Origin of the sequence: Pseudomonas sp. I8001 (genome assembly GCF_013385345.1) — a bacterium.
Taxonomy (GTDB): domain Bacteria; phylum Pseudomonadota; class Gammaproteobacteria; order Pseudomonadales; family Pseudomonadaceae; genus Aquipseudomonas.
This window is the reverse complement of the sequence record NZ_JACAQC010000032.1, coordinates 154,935-179,610: the sequence shown is the minus strand read 5'-3', so window position 1 is coordinate 179,610 and position 24,676 is coordinate 154,935. Positions and strand designations below refer to the sequence as shown.

General features: G+C 61.7%; 18 protein-coding genes. 9 read left to right on the top strand and 9 right to left on the bottom strand.

Annotated features, from left to right (window positions below):
- Nucleotides 1–59 precede the first annotated feature (59 nt).
- The 7 genes from HX839_RS21610 to nagE all read left to right on the top strand — a co-directional run bounded on the left by HX839_RS21610 (nucleotide 60) and on the right by nagE (nucleotide 8,573).
- Entirely contained in the window at nucleotides 60–608 is a 549-nt protein-coding gene (locus HX839_RS21610) for an NUDIX hydrolase (protein ID WP_003209606.1), read from the top strand.
- Nucleotides 609–650: 42 nt separating this feature from the next.
- Nucleotides 651–1,154, top strand: a complete 504-nt coding sequence (locus HX839_RS21605; protein ID WP_003209608.1) for a murein L,D-transpeptidase family protein — start codon at nucleotides 651–653, stop codon at nucleotides 1,152–1,154.
- Nucleotides 1,155–1,417: 263 nt separating this feature from the next.
- The gene (locus HX839_RS21600) at nucleotides 1,418–2,176 is read left to right on the top strand and encodes a GntR family transcriptional regulator (RefSeq protein WP_003209609.1); all 759 of its coding nucleotides are present in this window, start codon (nucleotides 1,418–1,420) and stop codon (nucleotides 2,174–2,176) included.
- A 10-nt stretch (nucleotides 2,177–2,186) separates the two neighbouring features.
- Nucleotides 2,187–3,293: an N-acetylglucosamine-6-phosphate deacetylase gene (gene nagA / locus HX839_RS21595; RefSeq protein WP_087695120.1), complete on the top strand. Its 1,107-nt coding sequence runs from the start codon at nucleotides 2,187–2,189 to the stop codon at nucleotides 3,291–3,293.
- A complete protein-coding gene (locus tag HX839_RS21590) occupies nucleotides 3,274–4,296 on the top strand; it encodes an SIS domain-containing protein (RefSeq protein WP_023659131.1) in 1,023 nt (340 codons plus the stop codon). The genes nagA and HX839_RS21590 overlap by 20 nt, the downstream gene beginning before the upstream one ends.
- 36 nt (nucleotides 4,297–4,332) lie before the next feature.
- Nucleotides 4,333–6,840 (top strand): phosphoenolpyruvate--protein phosphotransferase, encoded by a 2,508-nt coding sequence (ptsP, locus tag HX839_RS21585; protein ID WP_177067667.1) that lies wholly within the window; start codon nucleotides 4,333–4,335, stop codon nucleotides 6,838–6,840.
- 74 nt (nucleotides 6,841–6,914) lie between these two features.
- Nucleotides 6,915–8,573: an N-acetylglucosamine-specific PTS transporter subunit IIBC gene (nagE, locus tag HX839_RS21580; protein ID WP_218167297.1), complete on the top strand. Its 1,659-nt coding sequence runs from the start codon at nucleotides 6,915–6,917 to the stop codon at nucleotides 8,571–8,573.
- Nucleotides 8,574–8,752: 179 nt separating this feature from the next.
- Here nagE and HX839_RS21575 read toward each other — a convergent pair whose 3' ends face one another.
- Both HX839_RS21575 and purL read right to left on the bottom strand, forming a co-directional pair.
- Nucleotides 8,753–9,064, bottom strand: a complete 312-nt coding sequence (locus HX839_RS21575; protein ID WP_177067665.1) for a YqfO family protein — start codon at nucleotides 9,062–9,064, stop codon at nucleotides 8,753–8,755.
- A 4-nt stretch (nucleotides 9,065–9,068) separates the two neighbouring features.
- On the bottom strand, nucleotides 9,069–12,965 hold the full coding sequence (gene purL / locus HX839_RS21570) for a phosphoribosylformylglycinamidine synthase (protein ID WP_177021406.1): 3,897 nt from the start codon (nucleotides 12,963–12,965) through the stop codon (nucleotides 9,069–9,071).
- A gap of 287 nt (nucleotides 12,966–13,252) precedes the next feature.
- Here purL and mltF point away from each other — a divergent pair, with 287 nt between their 5' ends.
- A complete protein-coding gene (gene mltF, locus HX839_RS21565) occupies nucleotides 13,253–14,713 on the top strand; it encodes a membrane-bound lytic murein transglycosylase MltF (RefSeq protein WP_177008154.1) in 1,461 nt (486 codons plus the stop codon).
- A 137-nt stretch (nucleotides 14,714–14,850) separates the two neighbouring features.
- Here the strand turns inward: mltF and HX839_RS21560 are convergent, their stop codons facing one another.
- The 5 genes from HX839_RS21560 to treP all read right to left on the bottom strand — a co-directional run bounded on the left by HX839_RS21560 (nucleotide 14,851) and on the right by treP (nucleotide 22,176).
- Nucleotides 14,851–15,147 (bottom strand): PTS transporter subunit EIIB, encoded by a 297-nt coding sequence (locus tag HX839_RS21560; RefSeq protein ID WP_003209625.1) that lies wholly within the window; start codon nucleotides 15,145–15,147, stop codon nucleotides 14,851–14,853.
- A gap of 1 nt (nucleotide 15,148) precedes the next feature.
- The gene (ptsP, locus tag HX839_RS21555; protein ID WP_177067664.1) at nucleotides 15,149–17,680 is read right to left on the bottom strand and encodes a phosphoenolpyruvate--protein phosphotransferase; all 2,532 of its coding nucleotides are present in this window, start codon (nucleotides 17,678–17,680) and stop codon (nucleotides 15,149–15,151) included.
- 48 nt (nucleotides 17,681–17,728) lie between these two features.
- Nucleotides 17,729–18,949, bottom strand: a complete 1,221-nt coding sequence (locus tag HX839_RS21550; protein WP_087695126.1) for a carbohydrate porin — start codon at nucleotides 18,947–18,949, stop codon at nucleotides 17,729–17,731.
- 71 nt (nucleotides 18,950–19,020) lie between these two features.
- Nucleotides 19,021–20,667 carry an alpha,alpha-phosphotrehalase gene (treC, locus tag HX839_RS21545; protein WP_003209630.1) on the bottom strand — a complete coding sequence of 549 codons (1,647 nt, stop codon included), beginning with the start codon at nucleotides 20,665–20,667 and terminating at the stop codon, nucleotides 19,021–19,023.
- Between the two features lie 66 nt (nucleotides 20,668–20,733).
- Nucleotides 20,734–22,176 (bottom strand): PTS system trehalose-specific EIIBC component, encoded by a 1,443-nt coding sequence (treP, locus tag HX839_RS21540; protein ID WP_008438268.1) that lies wholly within the window; start codon nucleotides 22,174–22,176, stop codon nucleotides 20,734–20,736.
- Between the two features lie 235 nt (nucleotides 22,177–22,411).
- Between treP and treR the strand changes: the two genes are divergently transcribed.
- The gene (gene treR, locus HX839_RS21535; protein WP_003209636.1) at nucleotides 22,412–23,116 is read left to right on the top strand and encodes a trehalose operon repressor; all 705 of its coding nucleotides are present in this window, start codon (nucleotides 22,412–22,414) and stop codon (nucleotides 23,114–23,116) included.
- A gap of 55 nt (nucleotides 23,117–23,171) precedes the next feature.
- Here treR and HX839_RS21530 read toward each other — a convergent pair whose 3' ends face one another.
- Nucleotides 23,172–24,407: a type II toxin-antitoxin system HipA family toxin gene (locus HX839_RS21530; protein WP_177067663.1), complete on the bottom strand. Its 1,236-nt coding sequence runs from the start codon at nucleotides 24,405–24,407 to the stop codon at nucleotides 23,172–23,174.
- Nucleotides 24,400–24,645 (bottom strand): helix-turn-helix transcriptional regulator, encoded by a 246-nt coding sequence (locus HX839_RS21525; protein WP_003209640.1) that lies wholly within the window; start codon nucleotides 24,643–24,645, stop codon nucleotides 24,400–24,402. The genes HX839_RS21530 and HX839_RS21525 overlap by 8 nt, the downstream gene beginning before the upstream one ends.
- Nucleotides 24,646–24,676: the final 31 nt, after the last annotated feature.

The following is a 24,676-nucleotide window of genomic DNA, read 5'->3' as shown; positions in this document are numbered from 1 at the left end:
ACAACTTGCAGCCCATACCCGGTCACGCCAAGATAGGCGCACTCTCCAGGAACCCCAGCATGAACTTCTGCAGCCAGTGCGGTAAACCGGTCACCCAGCGCATTCCCGAAGGCGACGCACGCTTGCGTTATGTCTGCGATCACTGTCAGACCATTCACTACCAGAACCCCAATATCGTCGCGGGCACCGTACCGGTGTGGGGCGACCAGGTGCTGCTGTGCCGGCGCGCCATCGAGCCGCGCCTGGGTTTCTGGACCTTGCCCGCCGGCTTTATGGAGAACGGCGAGACCGTCGAGCAGGCCGCGATGCGCGAAACCCTGGAAGAAGCCTGCGCCCGGGTGCGCAACCTGAGCATCTACACCCTGATCGACGTGCCGCACATCAGCCAGGTGCACATCTTCTACCGGGCCGAACTGATCGACCTGGATTTTGCCGCCGGCCCCGAAAGCCTTGAAGTGCGCTTATTCGATGAAGCCGACATCCCTTGGTCCGAGCTGGCTTTCCGCACGGTCGGGCGTACCTTAGAATGCTTTTTTGCTGACCGCCGGCAACAGTCGTATCCGGTGCGCAGCGAATCGGTGCCGCCGCTGACCCAGTTGGCCAAATAACAATCCAGGCGGCACGTAGTCTTTTCAGGGGATACCGTTTCAATGCGTTGGTTGCTTGCTCTGATCTGCCTGTCGTTTGCCACGCTGTCGCCAGCCTCCACCCAAGTGATCCTGGGGGGCAAACCCGTCGAGAAAATCCTGGTGCTCAAGTCTGCCCATCAGTTGCAACTGATCAATGACGGCAAGCCCCTCAGGACCTACCGCATTTCCCTGGGCAAGAACCCCAAGGGCACCAAGCTGATGGAAGGCGACCGCCGCACCCCGGAAGGTTTCTACTGGATCGACTGGCGCAAGACCAGCGACCGCTTCAACCTGGCCATGCACATCTCCTACCCCAATATCAGCGATTCCGCGCGCGCCCGCCGCGAAGGGGTCAAGCCCGGCAGCATGATCATGATCCACGGCACCCCCGACGCCGAGGACTACCCCGAAGAGCTGTTCCACACCCTGGACTGGACCGACGGCTGCATCGGCATGCGCAATGTCGACATGCGCGAAGTCTGGAACCTGGTGAAAGACGGCACGATGATCGAGATTCGTCCGTAATTTCCTGCCCCTCGTAAAATAATTCAAAAAAAATTCCCGCCCCATGGGTGGCCTGCCGGTGAATACCAGTTCACCTCGGCAAGCTGCGCGCTTCTGCCTGAAATAAAGACCTCTCTAATACCACTTGAACTGGCGCACTATTAAGACGCCCGCAAACGCTCGCCTGCACTGTTTTCGCTGCATTGACATGGTATTTAAGTGGTATTAGCTTGCGATCACTACCGGGCGACAACACTCCAATAACCGCATCGGAAACCGACACGATGAACCCCATCCTGGCCCTGCGCCCCGACGATAAACAATCGACGCCGCTGTACCTGCAACTGGCCCGCAACCTCGAAGCCGCGATTCATGCCGGCCAGTGGAAATCCGAGCAGGCTTTGCCGTCGGAACGTGCCCTCAGCGAGCAACTGAGCATTTCCCGGGTGACCGCCCGCAAGGCGCTGGAAGTGCTGTTCGAACAAGGCCTGATCCGTCGCAGCCAAGGCTCCGGAACCTTCATCACGCCACGCCTGGAACAACCGCTGTCGCGCCTCTCGGGCTTCAGCGAAATGCTCCGGCTCAAGGGCTTTGTGCCGACGTCCCAATGGCTCGAGCGCGACATCACCCCGCCGACCCATGAAGAATTGATCCGCCTGGGCCTGTCACCCAGCGACAAAGTCGCGCGGCTCAAGCGTTTGCGTAAGGCCGACGACACGGTGATGGCGATTGAAATGACCGCCATGCCCGCCTCCGTCCTCCCCCACCCGCAGGCCATCGGCAATTCGCTGTACGAATACCTGGAAAGCATCGGCAAACCCATCGTGCGCGCCCTGCAACACATCCAGGCGATCAACGCCTCGGACGAGTTCGCAGCCCTGGTGGGCATCGCCCCCGGCACCGCCATGCTGCTGATGACCCGGGTGGGCTACACCGCCGACAACACCCCGATTGAAATCACCGACACCTACTGCCGCAACGACTACTACGACTTCGTCGCAGAACTGCGCCGCCACGACTATTCCGCTGAACTGCGAATTTAGAGAACTGCCCATGTCCGAAGACAATATCCTCACGCCACACGGCTGGATTCGTGGCCGCCTGGTGCACCAGCACGGCAAGGTCACTGCCGTAGAAGGCAGCCCGTGCAACCCGGCTGACAACGACCTGCCGTACCTGCTGCCAGGCTTTATCGACCTGCACGTACACGGCGGTGGCGGCAAAGACATTATGGAAGGCACCGACGCCTTCCACACCATCACCCGCACCCACGTGCGGTTTGGCACCACCTCGCTGCTGGCCACCACCATGACCGCGCCAGTGGATGAGATTTCCCGCGTGCTCGGCGAAATCGGCACCTATTGCGAAAGCCGCCCGACCGGCACCGCTCGTGTCCTGGGCGTGCACCTGGAAGGCCCCTACATCAATCCGGGAAAACTCGGCGCACAACCGAACTTCGCCCACACCGCCTTGATGGCCGAAGTCGAAGAATACCTGCGCCTGGCGCCGATCCGGGTGATCACCATTGCTCCGGAAATCGCCGGCCATGACGGCCTGATCCGCGCCCTCAGCGAACGTGGCGTGCGCATGCAGATCGGCCACACCCTGGGCAGCTATGAAGAAGGTGTCGCCGCCCTCGCCGCCGGGGCCACCAGCTTTACCCACTTGTACAACGCCATGAGCCCGCTGCATCACCGCGAGCCCGGCATCGTCGGTGCGGCCCTGGCCCACGCCAAATACGCCGAGTTGATTCCCGACCTGCTGCACGTGCACCCCGGTGCCATGCGCGTGGCGCTGCGCTCGATCCCGTGCCTGTACTGCGTCACCGATTCCACCGCCGCCGCCGGCATGCCCGACGGCGAATACAAGCTGGGCAGCCACACCGTGACCAAGTGCCTGGGCGGCGTCCGCCTGGCCGATGGAACGCTGGCCGGCAGCACCCTGACCATGGACCAGGCGTTGCGCAACCTGGTGAAGATCGGCCTGCCGATCAGCGAAGCCTCACAACGCCTGTCGCAATTTCCTGCGGACTACCTGGGCCTCGAAGAACGCGGTCGCCTGCAACCCGGCAGCTTTGCCGACTGCGTGCGCCTGGACCGCTCCCTGCACCTCACCGACGTAATGGTCGAAGGAGAAACCATTGACTTCAAAAATGCTTGAAGAGGCCCTGGCCTCCTGTGAGGCCGTCGAGGCTCAACTGCAACGCCTGGACCCGCTGCTGGTGGAAGTCGCCGGCCGCCTGCGTCGCCAGCCACCGCAAGTGGCGATGACCATCGCCCGTGGCAGCTCGGACCACGCCGCCAGTTACTTCGCCTACCTGACCATGCAACACCTGGGGATTCCGGTGGCGTCGCTGCCGATGTCGGTGGTGACCATGCTGCAATCGCCGCTCAAGGTCAGCGGGCAAGTGGCGTTCGGTTTCTCCCAGTCGGGACAGAGCCCGGACCTGGTCAACAGCCTGCGCCTGTTGCGCAAGCGCGGCGCCTTGAGCATCTCGATGGTCAACGCCGAAGACTCGCCACTGGAAGCCGCCTGCGAATTCCATGTGCCGCTGTGCGCCGGGCCGGAACGCAGCGTCGCCGCCACCAAAAGCTTTATCGCGACCCTGAGCGCCAGCGCCCAGCTGATCGGCCACTGGAATCAGGAAGACGAGTTGCTGCAAGCCTGTAAGGCACTGCCCGAAGGTTTGCGTGAAGCCGCCAGGCAAGACTGGAGCCTGGCCATCGACGCCCTGCGCGACTGCCAGCAACTGATGGTGATCGGCCGTGGCGCCGGTTTTGCCATTGCCCAGGAAGCCGCGCTCAAGCTCAAGGAAACCTCGGCGATCCAGGCCGAAGCCTTCAGCAGCGCCGAAGTGCGCCATGGCCCGATGGCTCTGATCGATGACAACTACCCGCTGCTGGTCTTCGCCCCACGCGGCGCCGAACAAGCCGGCCTGCTGAGCCTGGCCGCCGATATGCGCCAGCGCGGTGCCCGCGTGCTGCTGGCCGCTCCCGATGACATCGCCGAGCGCGACCTGACTCTGAGCCGCGCCGAACACCCGGCCCTGGACCCGATCCTGGCGATCCAGAGTTTCTACGTGATGGCCGCCGGTTTGGCAGAGGCCCGGGGCATGGACCCGGACCAACCGCGTCACTTGAGCAAAGTGACCCGCACCCACTGAGTTGATTGCAGCGTTTTCCTGATGAGTACCGTGCCCATGTCCCACAATAATAAAGACCTCACCCTCAGCGCTCCCCTCAGTGGGCCGGTGCTGACCCTGGGCGACGTTCCCGACGAAGTGTTCGCCAGTGGCGCCATGGGCGACGGCATTGCCATCGACCCGCTCAACGATTGCCTGCACGCGCCGTGTGATGGCGTGATCATCCACGTCGCCCGCACCGGGCATGCGCTGACCATTCGCGCCGATAACGGCGCTGAATTGCTGATGCACGTGGGCATCGACACGGTGGAATTGAATGGCGAAGGCTTTGCGCTGCTGGTCAAGCAAGGTGCGCGCGTCAGCAAGGGCCAGGCACTGGTGCAGTTTGATCTGGACCTGATTGCGCGGCAGTGCAAAAGCCTGGTCAGCTTGATCATCCTGACCAACAGCGAGCTGTTTGAGCTACGGCCGATCACCTTGAAAACAGTGAAGGTCGGCGAGCCGCTGCTGCATGTGGTTGCACGGTTGGCCGGTGCAGCGAAAGTGATTGATGAGTCGGTCACCGAAGCCAGCGCGACTATTCGCATCACCCATCGTGGCGGCCTGCATGCGCGCCCCGCTGCCTTGATCCGCAAGACTGCACAGGCATTCAGCAGCCAGTCGCAGCTGCATTTCGCTGGCAAGTCGGCTTCGTGCGACAGCCTGATCGGCTTGATGGGCCTGGGGATTGGTGAGCAGGACGAGGTGCAGGTCACCTGTCGTGGCAAGGATTGTGAAGCGGCGCTGCAAGCACTGATCGCTGCGCTGTCGGTGGAAGTTGGCGAAGCGCATCACGCTCCAGTGGCCGTCGCCCCACGCCGCGCGAATACCGAAGCCGGAGTACTGCAAGGCGTGTGTGCCGCGCCGGGGTTGGTCTGCGGCCCGTTGTTCCGCCTGAACGGAATCGAGCTGCCGGTGGACCCGGGCAACAACGCCCCGGATGAACAGCTGCAGCACCTGGACAGTGCCCTGGAACAGGTGCGTAGCGAAATCCGCCACACCCTGGACCAGGCCCGTCAGCGCAAGGATGTGGAGGAAGAAGAGATCTTCGCCGCCCACCTGGCCCTGCTGGAAGACCCTACGTTGCTGGAGGCCGCCACCGCCGCCATCGAACAGGGCAGCGCCGCCACTCACGCCTGGCGCGATGCGATCCAGGCCCAATGCGCGGTGCTGCTGGCACTGGGTAAACCGTTGTTCGCCGAACGCGCCAACGACCTGCGCGACTTGCAGCAACGCGTGCTGCGGGCGTTGCTGGGCGAGGCCTGGAATTTTGATTTGCCGGCCGGCGCTATCGTCTCGGCCCATGAGCTGACCCCATCGGATCTGCTGCAACTGAGCAATCAACACGCCGCCGGTATCTGCATGGCCGAAGGCGGCGCGACGTCTCATGTGGCGATTCTGGCGCGGGGTAAAGGCTTGCCGTGCGTGGTTGCACTGGGCACTGAATTGCTTGATGTGCCCCAAGGCCAGCGCGTGGTGCTGGATGCCGCCAACGGCCGCCTGGAGCTGACGCCGGATGATGCGCGCCACGCCCAGGTTCACCAGTTGCGCGATGCACAGAAACTGCGGCGCCAACAGCAGCACGCGCAGGCTCAAGGCACCGCCAGCACTCAGGATGGCGTGCGTATTGAAGTGGCCGCGAATGTCGCCTCCAGCGTCGAAGCGCAACTGGCCTTCGAGAATGGCGCCGATGGCGTCGGCCTGCTGCGCACAGAATTTCTCTTCGTCGACCGCCGCACCGCGCCCGACGAGCAAGAGCAGCGCCAGGCCTACCAAGCCGTACTGGATGCCATGGGCGACAAATCAGTGATCATCCGCACCATCGACGTCGGCGGCGACAAGCAACTCGACTACCTGCCGCTGCCGTTCGAGACCAACCCGGTGCTGGGCCTGCGGGGCATTCGCATGGCGCAAGTGCGTCCGGAGGTGCTGGACCAGCAACTGCGTGCCCTTCTCCAGGTCAGCCCGCTGGAACGTTGCCGCATCCTGCTGCCAATGGTCAGCGAAGTCGACGAACTGCTGCACATTCGCCAGCGCCTCGATGAACTGTGCGCCGAACTGGAGCTGACCCAACGCCCGGAACTGGGGGTGATGATCGAAGTGCCCGCGGCGGCGCTGATGGCCGAACAACTGGCCGAGCACGCGGACTTTCTGTCCATCGGCACCAATGACCTATCGCAGTACACCCTCGCCATGGACCGCGACCACGCCGGCCTCGCCGCCCGGGTCGATGCCATGCACCCGGCGCTGCTGCGGCTGATCGCCCAGACGTGCATCGGCGCAGCCAAGCATGGGCGCTGGGTCGGTGTGTGCGGGGCGCTGGCGTCCGACCCGCTGGCCACGCCGGTGCTGATCGGTCTGGGCATCAGCGAGCTGTCCGTCAGCCCGCCGCAAATCGGAGAAATCAAGGACCGTGTCCGTCACCTGGACGCAGCCCAATGCCGGCAACTGAGCCAAAGCCTGCTTAACCTGAGCAGCGCCAAAGCCGTTCGCCAAGCCTGTCAACACCACTGGCCGCTGAGCTGAAAACAACAAGAATAGGGAGACACGCCGTGTACCAATATTTTATCGAAGGGCTGCAACGCCTGGGCCGTGCACTGATGCTGCCGATCGCGATTTTGCCGATCGCCGGCCTCCTGCTGCGACTGGGCGACACTGACCTGCTGAACATCGCGGTGATGCACGACGCCGGGCAGGCGATCTTCGCCAACCTGGCGCTGATCTTCGCCATCGGCATTGCCGTGGGTTTTGCCCGCGACAACAACGGCACGGCGGGCCTGGCAGGCGCCATCGGTTACCTGGTGATGGTCTCCACCCTCAAGGTGATGGACGCCAGCATCAACATGGGCATGCTCGCGGGCATCGCCAGCGGCTTGATGGCCGGTGCGCTGTATAACCGTTTCAAGGACATCAAGCTGCCGGAGTACCTCGCATTCTTTGGTGGGCGACGGTTTGTGCCGATCGTCACCGGGTTCTCCGCGGTGGCGCTGGGGGTGATCTTTGGTTTGATCTGGCCACCCGTGCAGCAAGGCATCAACAGCTTCGGCGTGTTGCTGATGGAAAGCGGCAGTTTTGGTGCGTTCGTGTTTGGCGTGTTCAACCGCCTGCTGATCGTCACCGGCTTGCACCATATCCTCAACAACATGGCGTGGTTTGTGTTCGGCACCTTCACCGACCCGACGACCGGCGCGGTAGTGACCGGCGACCTGACTCGCTATTTTGCCGGCGACCCGAAAGGTGGGCAGTTCATGACCGGCATGTTCCCGGTAATGCTGTTCGGACTGCCGGCGGCGTGCCTGGCGATGTACCGCAATGCACTGCCGGAGCGGCGCAAGATCATGGGCGGGATTTTCCTGTCGATGGCGCTGACCTCGTTCCTAACCGGGGTCACCGAGCCGATCGAATTCGCCTTCATGTTCCTCGCGCCGTTCCTGTACCTGGTGCATGCGCTGCTGACCGGGTTGTCGATGGCGATCACCAACATGCTCAACATTCACCTGGGCTTTACCTTCTCCGGTGGGTTTATCGACATGGTGCTGGGTTGGGGTAAATCCACCAACGGCTGGTTGGTATTCCCGGTTGGGCTGGCGTATGCGGTGATCTACTACAGCGTGTTCAACTACTGCATCCGTCGCTTCAATTTGAAGACGCCCGGGCGTGAGGATATTCAGGTGGTGCAGGCTGAGGCCATGACTGATAACCAGCGGGCCGGCGCTTACATTCGCGCGCTGGGTGGTGCGGAGAATCTACTGAGTGTGGGTGCTTGCACGACGCGTCTGCGGCTGGACATGGTGGATCGCAACAAGGCGGTGGATGCCGAGTTGAAGGCGCTGGGTGCGATGGCGGTGGTTCGACCGGGTAATGGCGGGAGTTTGCAGGTGGTGGTCGGGCCGATGGCGGACAGCATTGCCGATGAGATTCGGTTGGCGATGCCTTCGTATGTTGGAGTCACTCCGGTCGCTGCTGCACCGGTTGAGAAGAGCACGCCGGTGAACGTGCATGAGGCCGAGAAATGGCTGAGTGCGCTGGGCGGTCGGGCCAATGTTTTGCAATTGGATGCGGTGGCAATGACGCGGCTGCGGGTGGAGTTGGGGGATGGTTCGGTGTTGTCGGAATCTCAACTGACGGCGCTGGGTTGCCAGGGTGTGAGCCAGCTTGAGAGTGGGATTTGGCACTTGCTGATTGGTGACAAGGCTTCGGGGTTGGGTGAGGCGTTGGAGCGGTTGGTCAGTGGCCGTGAGGTTGGGGTAAAAGCCTGAATCTTTGCTGAGCATCAGGGCCTCTTCGCGAGCAAGCCCGCTCCCACATTTTGATCGGTGCCCGTCATGGCAACGCGGTCAAATGTGGGAGCGGGCTTGCTCGCGAATGGCCGTGACAGGCAACAAAAAACCCGCTGACCAAACTGGCCCAGCGGGTTTCTTGTTTTTCAACCAGCGAATCAAAAATCCGCCAACTGCCACACCTCATACGCCGGTGTCTCGTACGGATGGCTCAGTTTCAACGCAGCCACGACAGCCACGATCAACTCATCCGCCACCACCAGCTCAACCTTCCATTCTTCAACCACTTCAAGCTGCCCGACCTGCCCGATAAACGGCTGGCTGCCGTCCATCGCGCGGAATTGACCCTGGCCCAGTACCTGCCAGGCGCAGCTGTCGTAGTTGCCGATGCGCCCGCCGCCGGCTGCGAAGACGGCGGTTTTCACCGTCTCCACGTGGCTGTCGGGCACAAAGAAGCTGAGCTTGTACACCGACTTAGTTCACCCAGACGCGAGCGTTACGGAACATGCGCATCCACGCGCCGTCTTCGTTCCACTCTTCCGGGCGCCACGAGTTCTGCACGGCGCGGAACACACGCTCCGGGTGCGGCATCATGATGGTGACGCGACCGTCGCGGCTGGTCAGGCCGGTGATCCCGCGCGGCGAGCCGTTCGGGTTGGCCGGGTAGCCTTCGGTGACCTTGCCGTGGTTGTCGACGAAACGCAGGGCCACGGTACCGGACAGGTCGGCTTCCAGCAGTGCTTCTTCGCTGGCGAACTCGGCATGGCCTTCACCGTGGGCGATGGCGATCGGCATGCGCGAACCGGCCATGCCCTGCAGGAAGATCGAGTTGGATTCCTGCACCTGAACCATCGCAACCCGGGCTTCGAACTGCTCGGAACGGTTACGCACGAAGTGCGGCCAGAACTCGCTGCCCGGGATCAGTTCGCTGAGGTTGGACATCATCTGGCAACCGTTGCACACACCCAGGGTGAAGCTGTCGTTACGCTCGAAGAAACCCTGGAACGCGTCGCGGGCACGGCTGTTGAACAGGGCCGATTTGGCCCAGCCTTCACCGGCACCCAGTACGTCGCCGTAGGAGAAACCACCGCAGGCAACCAGGCCTTTGAACTCGTTGAGGTCAACGCGACCGGCGAGGATGTCGCTCATGTGCACGTCGATCGCATTGAAGCCGGCCCGGTCGAACGCTGCCGCCATTTCCACCTGGCCGTTGACGCCCTGCTCACGCAGTACGGCCACTTGTGGGCGGATGCCTTTCTTGATGTAAGGCGCGGCGATGTCCTGGTTGACGTCGAAGCTGAGCTTGGTGCTCAGGCCCGGATTGTCTTCTTCCAGGATCACGTCGAATTCCTGCTCGGCGCAGTCGGCGTTGTCGCGCAGGCGCTGGATCTGGTAGCTGGTCTCGGCCCACTGGCGTTGCAGCAGGCGACGCTGGCCTTCAAACACGGTTTCGCCGTTGAAGACGATGTTGATTTCACCGTTGTTGATCGGCTGGCCAATCACGGCCACGCAGTCGCCCAGGCCAGCGGCGCTGAACTGTGCGAGTACGTCTGGCGTTGCGTCCTGGCGAACCTGGATCACGGCGCCCAGCTCTTCGTTGAACAGGATTGCTGCGATGTCAGCGGAAGTTTCTGCCAGGCCATCGAGGTTCAGGCTCAGGCCGCAGTGACCGGCGAAGGCCATTTCCACGGCGCTGGTCAGCAAACCACCGTCGGAACGGTCGTGGTAAGCCAGCAGGTGGCCGTCGGCGTTCAGGCCCTGGATCACGGCGAAGAAAGCTTTCAGGTCTTCGGCGTCGTCGACGTCCGGGGCCTGCTTGCCGAGCTTGCCGTGCACCTGGGCAAGGATCGAGGCACCCATGCGGTTCTGACCGCGACCGAGGTCGATCAGGATCAGGTCGGTGGTGCCCTTGTCCATGCGCAGTTGCGGGGTCAGGGTCTGGCGAATGTCGGTGACTGGCGCAAAGCCGGTAACGATCAGCGACAGCGGCGAGGTGACGCTCTTGTCCACGCCTTCATCGTTCCAGCGGGTGGCCATGGACATGGAGTCCTTGCCCACCGGAATGGTGATGCCCAGCTCAGGGCACAGCTCCATGCCGACCGCTTTCACGGTGTCGTACAGGCGCGCATCTTCACCCGGGTGACCGGCAGCGGACATCCAGTTGGCCGACAGCTTGATGTCGGAGATCTTGGCAATACGCGACGCTGCGATGTTGGTCAGGGTTTCGCCGATGGCCATGCGGCCCGACGCCGGAGCGTCCAGCAGCGCCAGCGGAGTACGCTCGCCCATGGCCATGGCTTCACCGGTGTACACGTCGAAGCTGGTGGCGGTGACGGCAACGTCAGCCACCGGGACCTGCCACGGGCCGACCATTTGATCACGGGCAACCAGACCGGTGATGGTGCGGTCGCCGATGGTGATCAGGAAGCTTTTGCTGGCAACGGCCGGGTGGTGCAGGACGCGCTCCACGCAGTCGGCGATGGCCAGAGTCGATGGATCGAAATCGTCGCCCAGTTCGTTTTCACGCACGGCCGAACGGTGCATGCGCGGGGCTTTGCCCAGCAGCACTTCCAGCGGCATGTCCACCGGGCTGTTGCCGAAGTGGCTGTCGGTGACCGTCAGTTGCGGCTCGGCAGTGGCTTCGCCGACTACCGCAAACGGGCAGCGTTCGCGCTCGCAAATCGCCTGGAAGCGTTCGAAGTCTGCAGGACCTACCGCCAACACGTAGCGTTCCTGGGATTCGTTGCTCCAGATTTCGTGCGGGGCCATGCCCGGCTCGTCGTTTGGAATGTTGCGCAGTTCGAAACGGCCGCCACGATCGCCATCGTTGACCAGTTCCGGGAAGGCGTTGGACAAGCCACCTGCGCCGACGTCGTGGATGAAGCTGATGGGGTTCTTGTCACCCAGTTGCCAGCAACGGTCGATGACTTCCTGGCAACGGCGTTCCATCTCAGGGTTTTCACGCTGTACGGAAGCGAAGTCCAGGTCGGCCGAGCTGGTGCCGGTGGCCATGGAGGAAGCGGCGCCGCCACCCAGGCCGATCAGCATCGCCGGGCCACCGAGGACGATCAGCTTGGAGCCGACCAGAATCTCGCCTTTCTGTACGTGTTCGGCGCGGATGTTGCCCATGCCGCCGGCCAACATGATTGGCTTGTGGTAACCGCGCACTTCATCGCCACGGGGGGTGGTGATGGATTGCTCGAAAGTACGGAAGTAACCGGTCAGGGCCGGACGCCCGAATTCGTTGTTGAACGCGGCGCCGCCCAGCGGACCTTCGATCATGATGTCCAGCGCGGTGACGATGCGCTCAGGCTTGCCGTACGGCACTTCCCACGGCTGTTCGAAGCCCGGGATCTGCAGGTTGGACACGGTGAAGCCGGTGAGGCCAGCCTTTGGCTTGGCGCCACGACCGGTTGCACCTTCGTCGCGAATCTCGCCGCCGGAACCGGTGGCTGCGCCCGGGAACGGGGCAATCGCGGTCGGGTGGTTGTGGGTCTCGACTTTCATCAGGATATGCACCGGCTCCTGCACCGCGCCGTACTGGCGGGTTTCAGGGTCCGGGAAGAAACGGCCGGCGACAGAGCCGACGATGACCGAGGCATTGTCCTTATAAGCCGACAGAACGCCTTCGCTGTGCATCACGTAGGTGTTCTTGATCATGCCGAACAGGCTTTTTTCCTGGCTCTGGCCGTCGATGTCCCAACTGGCGTTGAAGATCTTGTGGCGGCAGTGCTCGGAGTTCGCCTGGGCGAACATCATCAGTTCGATGTCGTGGGGGTTGCGCTTCAGGCCGATGAAGGCGTTGACCAGGTAGTCAATTTCGTCTTCGGCCAGGGCCAGGCCCAGTTCGGTGTTGGCGGTTTCCAGGGCGGCGCGACCGCCACCGAGCACGTCAATCGCGGTCAGCGGCTTGGGCTCGGCGTGGCTGAACAGACCGGCGGCCTGTTCCAGCTGGCTGACGATGATCTGGGTCATGCGGTCGTGCAGGCTGCTGGCGATCAGCTCGGCCTCGGCCTCGCTGAACTGGCCTGCTACATAGAAGGCAATCCCGCGTTCCAGGCGCTGGATTTTTTCCAGGCCGCAGTTGCGGGCGATGTCGCTGGCCTTGCTCGACCAGGGCGAGATGGTGCCGAACCGTGGCAGAACCAGGAACAAGCGGCCCGCAGGCTCTTGAACTGGAACGCTGGGACCGTACTTCAGAAGGCGCGCCAGCACTTGCTGTTCGTCGGCGGTCAAAACGCCGGTAACGTCGGCGAAGTGAGCAAATTCAGCATACAAGCCACTGACAGAAGGTACCTTCTGGCTCAGTTGCTCAAGGAGTTTGCTGTGGCGAAAGGCAGAAAGGGCAGGAGCGCCGCGCAGGATCAACATCTTCGGGACAGCCTCGGGAAGGGGGTGTGCTTTGAGGCCGTGCATTCTAGCGTAAACCGTCGCCAACGGCACCCGAAACGGCACCAGTGGCCGCAGCCGGACGTCAGTTGGCATAAATCGCACGATATCATATGGCCATACAAGCTATTCCGGGCAGTTATTTTAACCGTCACAATCGGCTGCCAAGCCCCGTTTCTGCGGGCTGCAGCCAAGGTTTACGGGCGCTAGCAGACAAGTGCCCCGCTGTCGAGATATGGCGCCGAGGGTCCTTTGCGTATACTGCGCAGATGTTCTCCCCTACTGCTTTACGCCCGCGATGCGCCAAATGGCTCTTCGTTACCGGACTCTTCCTGCTGCTCAGTGCGTGTGTGGATAAACCCAACACGCTCGAGCGAATCAAGGAGGATGGCGTATTGCGGGTGGTCACCCGAAACAGTCCGGCCACTTATTTCCAGGACCGTAACGGCGAAACCGGCTTCGAATACGAACTGGTAAAACGTTTTGCCGACGAGTTGGGGGTAAAGCTCGAGATCGAGGCGGCCGACAACCTGGATGACCTGTTCTCGCAGATCGGCAAACCCAACGGCCCGGTACTGGCCGCCGCCGGCCTGGTCAGCAGTGAGCAGCGTCGCCAGCAAGTGCGTTTCTCCCACCCTTATCTGGAAGTCACCCCGCAGATCATCTACCGCAACGGCCAGTCCCGGCCGACCACCGCGGCAGACCTGGTGGGCAAGAAGATCATGGTGCTCAAGGGCAGCACCCACGCCGAGCAACTGGCGCAGCTGAAAAAACAGTTTCCCGGGATTGACTACGAAGAGTCCGACGCCGTTGAGGTGGTCGACCTGCTGCGCATGGTGGATGAGGGCCAGATCGACCTGACCCTGGTGGACTCCAACGAAGTGGCGATGAACCAGGTGTACTTCCCCAACGTGCGGGTGGCCTTTGACCTCGGTGACGCCAGCCATCAGGCCTGGGCGGTCGCCGCCGGTGAAGACAACAGCCTGCTCAACGAGGTCAACAACTACCTCGACAAGGTGGAAAAGAACGGCACGCTGCAACGCCTGAAAGATCGCTATTACGGGCACGTCGATGTACTCGGCTACATGGGCGCCTACACCTTCGCCCAGCATCTGCAGCAGCGCCTGCCCAAATACGAGAAACACTTCCGGGCCTATGCCAAGGAAGAAAAGGTCGACTGGCGCCTGCTGGCGGCCATCGGCTACCAGGAATCACTCTGGCAGCCGGCGGTGACCTCCAAGACCGGCGTGCGCGGCCTGATGATGCTGACCCAGAACACGGCGCAGGCCATGGGCGTGTCCAACCGCCTGGACGCCAAGCAGAGCATCATGGGCGGCGCCAAGTACCTGGCCAAGATCAAGGATGAGCTGGACGACAAGATTGCCGAGCCGGACCGCACCTGGTTTGCCCTGGCGGCGTACAACGTCGGCACCGGCCATTTGGACGACGCGCGCAAGCTGGCCGAAAAAGAAGGCCTGAACCCGAACAAGTGGCTGGATGTGAAGAAGATGCTGCCGCGCCTGTCGCAGAAGCAGTGGTACAGCAAGACGCGGTATGGCTATGCCCGTGGCGGTGAGCCCGTGCATTTTGTGGCGAACATCCGGCGTTACTACGACATTCTGACGTGGGTGACGCAGCCGCAGCTGGAAGGCAACCAGGTGGTCGAAGGCAACCTGCATGTGCCGGGTGTGGACAAGACCAAGCCGACGGAAGAAACCCCGCCGCTGTAATCCCCCGATTATCCAAACACCACAAAACCAATGTGGGAGCGGGCTTGCTCGCGAAGGCGGTGGTTCAGCCAGCACATGTATTGACTGACACACCGCCTTCGCGAGCAAGCCCGCTCCCACATTTGATCTTCGTCGTCTTATAGAGCGGTGTTCAGGCCGGTAAGCAGGTGCACCACCCCGCCCGCCAACACCATCACGCCCGGCACGCCTGCCGCCTTGAGCGCCTGCGCATCCAACCGCCCCGCATCCTGCAACTGCACCCGCACCCGGGTCAGTGCTACCCGCTGCTGCGACTTGAGATTCTCCGCGCCGCCCAGCGCATTCAGCACTGCCGGGGCCAACAGTGTTTCGCTCACTGGAGCTGCCTGCGGCGTTTCAAGCACCAGATCCGGCGTCAGGGCCTTCCAGAACGCCCGCTGAAATTTCTCGAACATGTCAGTTCTCCACAACCAATGAGGTTTCAACGGTAGCCGCGTGATACAGGCGCAAGGCCTCGCGAACCTGCGACGCTTCTTCCAGGCCCAGCACCTGGCGGGCGATGGATTGGCAATCCGCCAGGTCCAGCTCGCGCACGGTAGCCTTGATGGTCGGGATCAGCGGCACGCTGACCGATAACTCATCCACCCCCAGCCCGATCAGCACCGGCACTGCCAGCGCTTCAGACGCCAACGCCCCACACACGCCGACCCACTTGCCATGGGCATGGGCCGCCTTGACGGTGGTGGCGATCAGGCGCAGCACCGCCGGGTGAAAGCTGTCGGCCTGGCTGGCGAGGCGCGGGTGATCGCGGTCCATGGCCAGGGTGTATTGGGTCAGGTCGTTGGTGCCGATGGAGAAGAAATCCACCTCCGGCGCAAACAGATCGGCCATCAATGCCGCCGATGGCACTTCGATCATGATTCCCAGCTTCGGCAGTTCCGTCAGCCCCAGGGCCAGCGCCTCCTCTTCAAGAATCTGCCGCGCCAGGCGCAGCTCCGAGAGCAGGCTGACCATCGGCAACATGATGTGCAGCCGGGCGAAACCGGCACTGGCGAGAATCGCACGGAATTGCTCACGCAACAGTTCCGGGCGCTCCAGGCACAGGCGAATCCCGCGCAGGCCAAGGAACGGGTTGGTCTCGCTGTCCATCGGCACATAGGCCAACGGCTTGTCGCCACCAACGTCGAGGGTGCGCACCACCAGATTGCGCTGCGGGCCCAATGCACGGGCGATGGCGCTGTAGGTGCCCGCCTGCTCCTCGGGGCTCGGCGCGCGGTTGCGGTCCAGGTAGAGGAACTCGGAACGCAGCAAACCAACGCCTTCGCCCCCCAGGGACAACGCCTGCTCCACCTCCTGCAACGATGCGACGTTGGCCGTCACTTCGACATGATGACCGTCGCGGGTCGTAGCGGGCAACGACGCCTGCTCCACTTCCCGCTGGCGGCGCAGCACTTGTTGTTGGCGGCTGGCTTGCAAGTGTTCGATCTCGGCCAGGTCCGGGTCCAGGTGCAACTCGCCCTTGTCGGCATCCAGCAGCACTTGCTTGCCGTTGGCCAGTTCCAGCACCTGCGCCGGCACCCCGCAGATGGCCGGCAAGCCAAGAGCGCGGGCGAGAATGGCGACGTGGCTGGTAGCGCCGCCGCCCACCGTCACAAAACCCAGCACCTTGCGCGTATCGAGGCTGGCGGTTTGCGAGGGGGTCAGTTGTTCGGCAATCAGGATTGCCTGCTCCGGCAAATCCCAGGCGCTGTCCTGAACCCCGAGGATCAATTTCAGCACCCGCTGGCCAACGTCTGCCAGGTCGGCAGCGCGCTCGGCAAGCAAGGCGTTGCCCAGGCCCTGGAAGAGCGTGGCGGTGGCCTCGGTGGCGCTGTTCCAGGCGAAGGCCGCGCTCTTGCCCTGGTCCAGCAGGTCGCGGGTTTGTTCCAGCAGGGCCGGATCGTCCAGCAACTCCTGATGGGCGCGGAAGATCTCGGACTGGGCAGTGCCGACGGCCTTTTCCTGCAGGGCTTGCAGCGCCTGATTGGCGTTGTTCAGGGCATGGGTCAGGGCCGCACGTTCCAGCGCTTCACCTTTGCCGGTCTCTACGAACGTCAGTGCCGGCTCCTTGACCTGCACCACCTGGCCAAACGCCGAACCGGGCGAGGCGCACACGCCGCGCAGCAAGGTCGCCGATGAATCAGGCGCCACGGGTGCAGCGTCAGGTTGATGAGCCGCGACGGTTTCGCCGCAGCCTTCGGCCAGCAAGGTCACCAGCGCCTGGATCGCCGCTTCGGCATCCTCGCCGGCCGCGCTGACTTGCAAGGTGTCACCCTGCACCGTTTGCAACGCCATGATCCGTACCAGCGACTTGGCGTTGGCGCTCTCGGTTTGCTTGTGCAGGTAAATACTCGCCTTGAAGCCTTTGGCCGCCTGCGCCAGCACCGCCGCCGGGCGCGCATGCAGGCCGTTGGCGTTGGGCAAGGTCAGTGGCCTGGAGAACAGGGCGTCACCCTCCTCGTCTTTCACCTCGTCGGCAACGGCTTGCGGCGTGACTCGCAGCAGTGGCTGCCCCACGTCCACCAGGACCTGCTCGGGCGTCAGCAGCTTGAAGGGCTCGCCACTGACCACCAGCATCAGGGTCAGCAAACTACGGGCATTGAGCGCCACGTAGTCGGCATCGAATTCAATCAGCGGTTGCCCGGCTTCCACCCGCTGGCCTTCCTCGACCAATCGGGTGAAACCCTTGCCCGCCAGGTTCACGGTGTCCAGGCCGATGTGCATCAGCACCTGGACGCCGTTGTCATCGGTGATGCTCACCGCATGACCACTGTCCTGGATATTGCTGATCACCCCGGCCAGTGGCGCGCAGAGGGTCTGCGAGGTCGGATCGATGCACAGGCCATCGCCGATCAGGCGACTGGAGAACACCGGATCAGGCACCTGGTCCAGGGCGAGCAGCACCCCGGACAATGGCGCCAGCAATTCCAGGGATTGGGTTGTGGTCATGACTTCACCTGCTGTTTGGTTCTGTAAAAATCATTGGGCATCGACGGCTTATTTCCACCAGTACTCAACCTGCACACCAAAGTTGGAGCCATGCAACGCCGAGCCATAACTGCCGGTGTCGGACAACGCCGAACCTGCCGCCAGTTCATTGGCCGCACGCTTGGCCGCTTCGTTCCAGGTCGCGTAGGTGTAATACAGGCGCACTTCCGGTCGTGCCCAGAAATCCGGGCCTTTGGGCGACCAGGTTGGGGCGAACGTAAATTTGCTCAGCTTGCGCGTGCCACCGGTGGCCTCGACCTGATCATGACCGAGTTCGGTGACCAGCTTGAACTGTTCGGAAATCGCATAGGCCGGGCGCACGCCCAGCGACATCCAGGTCTGATCCTGGCTGCCCGGGCGAATATCCTTCTGGTACACGGCCTCGATCTGCCCGCCAAACCGCGGCGTCACTTGCCAGTCGAAGAACTCCACTGCGCGGTAGCTCTTGCTGCTTTTATCGAGGAACGTATCGCCGGTATAACCGAGGCCGGTGCCGGGGCCTTCGCCGTACTGCAGGGCAAATTTGTTGCGCCCGCCGAGGAAGGGTTTCTGCACATGCTGGGCGGTAATGGCCCAGCCGCTGTTGGTGTCACGGCCACCGGCTTTTTCGATGTAGCTCAAGCCCAGTTCCAGCTCGCCGCCGGGATTGGTCTTGAAGCCGGCCACGTTGAAGTCGTGACGGGTGGCGTATTCCTTCTGGTACAGGTTGTCCTTGCGGGAAAGCGCGTAGCTGTATTTCAGGTCGCCGATTTTCACGTCCTCGATACCGCCGCCCGTGGCGCTCTGGTTCCAGTAGTAGAAGTCGGAGATATGGATGTCGTTTCGTTTGTAGTAGCGCCGGCCGGCCCACAGCGAACCGCCGTTGAGGCTGGGGATGTTCGACCACTGCGCATACATCTGCGGCATGCGTGCCGAGCCGTTGTCTTCGCCCTGGAACTTCAGCGCCCGGTCGTACTTGTTGTACAGCGAAGCCATGGCGTCGACGCTGAACACCGAGCCGTCGTCGAGGGTCAGCAGGTCCTGGCGCAATTCGAGTTCGGCGTACTGCTCGCACTCGTTGCCCAGGCGGTATTTGGATTGTGCACCCGGCAACTGGAAGCACTGCTGCTTGCCACTGCCGGTTGAAGTCCCCGCACCGCTACGCAAGTAGCCGGCAAATTCCAACGCCTGGGCTGCCATCGGCAAGGTCAGGCAGGATGCAACGAGGCCCAGCTTTATTGTTGTTTTCATGAAGCACTCCGATATTTTTATTATGTTTTTTTAAGCGCCCCGGCTCTCCCACGCCGGGGGTAAAGCGGGTCTCAGTCCTTGAGATGCAACACAAACGATTCATACGGGCGCAGCGAGACCTGGCTCGAGCGCTGTGGGCAGTCGTCGTAGTTGCTGATCAGCAGGCGTTGCTCACTCGCCGCCGTCAGCAGGCCATCGGGCAGTTCGATCTGGCATGGCGTGCCGTAGAAGTTGTTCAGCACCAGCAGGCGTTCGCCGTGGCCTTCGCGCAGGTACGCCCAGACCTGGGTGTGCTGCGGCAGCAGTTGGCGATAAACGCCTTCCTGAATCAGCGGCTCATGCCGACGCAGCTTGATCAGCGCACGGTAGTGATGCAGTACCGATTGCGGGTCATCCAGCTCGCTTTGCACGTTGATCTGCGCCGCGTTGGCCGGGATGCCGATCCACGGTTCGCCGCGGCTGAAGCCGGCGTTTTGCTCGGCGTTCCATTGCATCGGTGTGCGGCTGTTATCGCGGGACTTCTGCATGATCGCCGCCATGCTCGATGCCTCGGACTCACCGGCCTCACGCTTGAGCCGATAGATGTTCAGCGTCTCGACATCCCGGTATTGGTCGATGGTGTCGAAGCCCGGATTGGTCATGCCCAACTCTTCGCCCTGGTACACGAAAGGCGTGCCCTGGAGGAAGTGCAGCGCAGTGGCGAGCATCTTCGCCGAGACCACGCGGTGCTCGCCGTCGTCACCAAAACGCGAGACCACCCGCGGCTGGTCGTGGTTACACCAGAACAGCGCATTCCAGCCGCCACCGGCCTGCATGCCGAGTTGCCAGTCGGACAGAATCTGCTTGAGTTGCAGGAAGTCGAAGTCGGCCGCGACCCACTTCTGCAGGTTCGGATAATCGACTTTCAGGTGGTGAAAGTTGAAGGTCATCGACAGCTCTTTCGACTGTGGATTCGAATAACGAATGCAGTGCTCAAGGCTGGTGGACGACATCTCACCGACGTTGATCAGGTCATGCCCCTCGAACACTTCGCGGTGCATTTCCTTCAGGTATTCATGCACGTTCGGGCCGTCGGTGTAGAAGCGCCGACCGTCGCTGTTGTCTTCCGGAAAATCCGCCGGCTTGGAGATCAGGTTGATCACGTCCAGGCGGAAACCGCCCACGCCCTTGTCGCGCCAGAAGCGCATCAGCTTGAACACTTCGGCGCGCACCTTGGGGTTGTCCCAGTTCAGGTCGGCCTGGGTGTGGTCGAACAGGTGCAGGAAGTACTGGCCGGTCTGCGCCTCGTATTCCCAGGCCGAGCCGCCGAACTTGGATTCCCAGTTGTTCGGCTGGTCGCGCCAGATGTAGAAGTCGCGGTACGGGTTGTCGAGGCTGCTGCGGGCCTGCTGGAACCACTCGTGTTCGATGGAAGTGTGGTTGACCACGATGTCGAGCATCAGCGTGATGCCGCGCTTGGCGGCTTCGCTGATCAGCAGGTCGCAATCGGCCATGGTCCCGTAGCTCGGGTCGATGGCGTAGTAGTCGCTGATGTCGTAGCCGTTGTCGCGCTGGGGCGAGCGCAGGAACGGGGTGATCCACAGGCAATCGACGCCCAGCCACTTCAGGTAATCGAGCTTGTCCACGATGCCCAGCAGGTCACCGGTGGCGTTACCCGCGTGGCTGTGGAAGCTTTTTGGGTAGATCTGGTAGATCACCGAGTGTTGCCAGTTTTGCATGACGGGTTCCTTCAATCTGGAAATGCGATCAACTGTGGGAGCTGGCTTGCCTGCGATAGCGGTAGATCAGGCGACCCGGTATCCGGGCCGAACAATCTTCATGCTCAACACACAGGTCAAAACAAACGGCACGACAATCGCGACGACCATGCCGATGACAAAACTTGGGATGTACTGCGGGATGATCGAGATGAACCCGGGCAAGCCACCCACGCCAATCGCCGAGGCCTGGACCTTGTTCAATGACAGGAAAATACTGCCCAGCGCCGAGCCGGTCAGCGCCGCGTAGAACGGAAACTTGAAGCGCAGGTTGACCCCGAACATCGCCGGCTCGGTGATGCCGAAGTAGGCGGAAATCGCCGAGGTGGACGCCATGCTCTTGTCCCGCGCATTGCGGCTCATGTAGAACACGCCGAGCGCCGCGCTGCCCTGGGCCAGGTTGGACATGACGATCATCGGCCAGATAAAGGTGCCGCCCTGGGTGGAGATCAGTTGCAGGTCCACGGCGAGGAACATGTGGTGCATGCCGGTGATCACCAGCGGTGCATACAGCAGGCCGAAGATTGCGCCGCCGACCATCGGCGCCAGGTCAAACAGGGTGACCACGCCTTCGGTGATCAGGATGCCGAGGTGGCGCGTCACCGGGCCGATGATCGCCAGCGCCAGTACGCCGGTGACGACGATGGTAGTGATCGGCACCACCAGCAACTGAATGGCATTCGGCACCCGTGCCCGCAGCCATTTCTCAATCACGCTCATCACGTAGGCGGCCAGCAGGATCGGCAGGATCTGGCCCTGGTAGCCGACCTTCTCGATCTTGAACCAGCCGAAAATATCGAAGTACGGCAGGCTCTGGCCGTCGAGGCCGGCGACCGCCTTGCCGTAGTTCCAGGCGTTGAGCAGATCGGGGTGCACCAGCATCAGGCCGAGGACAATGCCGAGGATTTCACTGCCACCAAAGCGCTTGGCCGCCGACCAGCCCACCAGTGCCGGCAGGAACACGAACGAGGTGTTGGCCATCAGGTTGATCAGGCTCCACAGGCCATCCAGGTTCGGATAGGCGTCGAGCAAGGTCTTGTCCGCGATGAACATGCCCTTGGCGCCCATCAGGTTGTTCACCCCCATGAGCAAACCGGCAATGATCAGCGCCGGCAAAATCGGCATGAACACATCGGAGAACACCCGCACCAGGCGCTGCATCGGGTTTATTTTGTCGGCGCTTTTCTGTTTCACGTCCGCGATGGTCGACGCGGCGAGGCCCGTTTGCTCACGCAGGGCGGCGTAGACCTTTTCCACTTCGCCGGGGCCGATCACGATCTGGAACAGGCCGCCGGTGAAGAACGAACCCTTGACCAGGTCGACCTGGTTCAGCTCGCCGCTGTTGGCCAGGCTCGGGTCCTTGAGGGCCAGGCGCAGGCGGGTCACGCAGTGGGCAGCTTGCTCAAGGTTGTCGCTGCCGCCGAGGTTCTTGAGAATCTCGCGGGCAATATTCGGATAGTCGTGGCTCATGCTTGGTATCCACTCTGGTTTTTTTTATTGGGCGGTCATAGGCAGCACGCCGAAGCCAAAAGTACTCGTCTGTACGAGTTAAAGCAATAACTCGTATGTACGAGTTTGAAAATGATTAATTTTCTGTTTTTTGAGTCAGAAATTTCCGAGTTCTACAATGGGTTGCATGGACAAACCCCATCGCTGCCACTAAGGTTCCTGCCTTGAACGCCAACGCGGCACAGAGCCCTTCCCCATGAGTAAATACAACCAGATCTATACCGATCTGCTTGCCAGCATCACCACCGAACGCCTGCAACGCGGTACGCGCCTGCCCTCCGAAACCGAACTGATGGACGCCTACCAGGCCAGCCGTGGCACGGTACGCCGGGCGATCGAGCAATTGCAGGAGCGCGGCTTCGCGCAAAAGATCCACGGCAAGGGCACCTTCGTGTTGTCACCCAACCCCATCGAGTTCCAGCTCGGCGGTATCGTCAGCTTTCGCGAGACCCATGCCGCCCTCGGCGACGACGTCAGTACCGAAGTGGTGGAGTTCAGCCAATTCCCGCTGGAAGGCCCGTTGATGCAACACATTGAGGCCGAAGCTGGCAGCTTGATCACCCGGGTCAAACGGGTGCGGCGGATCGATGGCAAACGGGTGATCCTCGACATCAACCACTTCGTCGCCGACTTGATACCGGGGCTGGATCGGGAGATTGCCGAGCAGTCGATCTATGCGTTTATCGAACAGACCTTGCAGCTGCAGATCAGCTATGCCCAGCGCACCATCGAAGCGCTGCCACGGGGAAAGGACGACCAGACACACCTGGACCTCGAAGGTCAGAGCCATGTGATCGTGGTGAGCAACCAGACGTTTTTGCAGGATGGACGGCAGTTCGAGTACACCGAGTCGCGGCATACGCTGGATAAGTTTTACTTTTCGGATATTGCGCGGCGGTAAACAAAGAAACGACTTGGCGAGTCCTCGAAAAGCCCGGCGTCGTCAGTCGGGCAAATCACTCCGGCACAATGCTCCTGGCCAGCCCGGCATTCCATGCAGCGACCATCTTTCCCCCCACCTCGTCGAACGCTGGGTGGACGCTTCGATACTCGGAAAGCTCCTCCATAGCGCGACTCATACCCTGGTGCACTCTGGCTAGCAATTCGTTGCAGCGCGCCTCTGTCAAACCGCATGAGCTACGCCCGAACTGAACCAGCATCTTGCGCTTTGGCCAGGCTTTCGAGCCACCGAGCAACAGCCCCATGATGTCGTTGCCGTTGTACACGGTGGTGGTCACCAGGTCGTAAGCCGGGGCGAGCCACACGTCAGCATCTTCTGCACAATTTTCATAAAGCAGGCCGAAGTTCTTGAGGTGCCCGTCACCATTCTGGATACCGGCAGAGAGTCCCACCATCATGAAGAAGTCTTCCAGCGTCCTGGTTATGCGGCTTGGCGTGACAAAAGACCGGATCAGCTTCGCGCATCCCTGATAACTGCCGTCGTACTTCTTCGCGGTTCCCCAACCCGATAGAACGCACATGTCCTCAAATCCGAGGTAGGCGCTTTCACCGATGTCGAACCGCTTCACCACCAGGAGCGTTCCCTGCTGGCTGAGATGGAATTCAGGTACTTCAAGACCACAATGGAGTGCGGCCCGCATGCAGAAAAACTCATTGGCTGCCAGTTGCGGAAAGTCTGAGTGATTGAACGCCTTAACCAGATGGGTGGCGCCTCGATGAGTGAAACGCTCAACGTCGGTAGCCCTATCGCTTGCGTCGCGCACCAGCACTTTCGGTTGAACGCCCGACACCCCCGAGTAGGCTGCGTAAGTTTTGAGAAGGTCATCAAACAGCTCTTGCGCCCCGTCATAGACCAACAGCTCGGAGAGCTTGACCTCAGGCAACGGCTCGCCACCCGCTTCATGGGCAACACTGATACGGCCAAGTTGGTGTGGACCGACAATGCCCAGCAAAGAGAAGTCATCAAAGCCACGCACTGACTTGCTGAAACGTCGCACGAGCTCGCCCTTGAGATGCCCCTCAGGGATGTGCATCTCGAACAACGGGTGGATTCCATACTCCCAGTTGTAGCTTTCCAGACGCACCGGCATGGTCAAGGAAACGGCGTTCTCGTCTGCTACTCCCTCGTTATACGAGAAGACCGAATCGCGCTGATTTTCTTGACGTCGCCCCAACGTTCCGGAAGGTACACCGCCAGCGCCGATATACAGCCGGTCACTTTGCCTAGTCATGGACATTTCCTGATTTCAGTTCATCGAGGGTCTTGCGCCGACGCATGGGGATAGCGGTCAGCTCGTACCCCAAGCCTTCAAGGATGGCTGCGACCTTGCGAATCCCGACTTCAGGGACGGTGTTGTTCTCAATCCCCGAAATGGTTGCGCGACTCATCCCATGCCGATGCGCAAGCTGGCTTTGTGACAGGCCTGCGGCTTTGCGGAGATTCTTGATGAGTATTCCTAAGTCGCCCATTTATCTGCATCCTATACAATGCATAAATAGA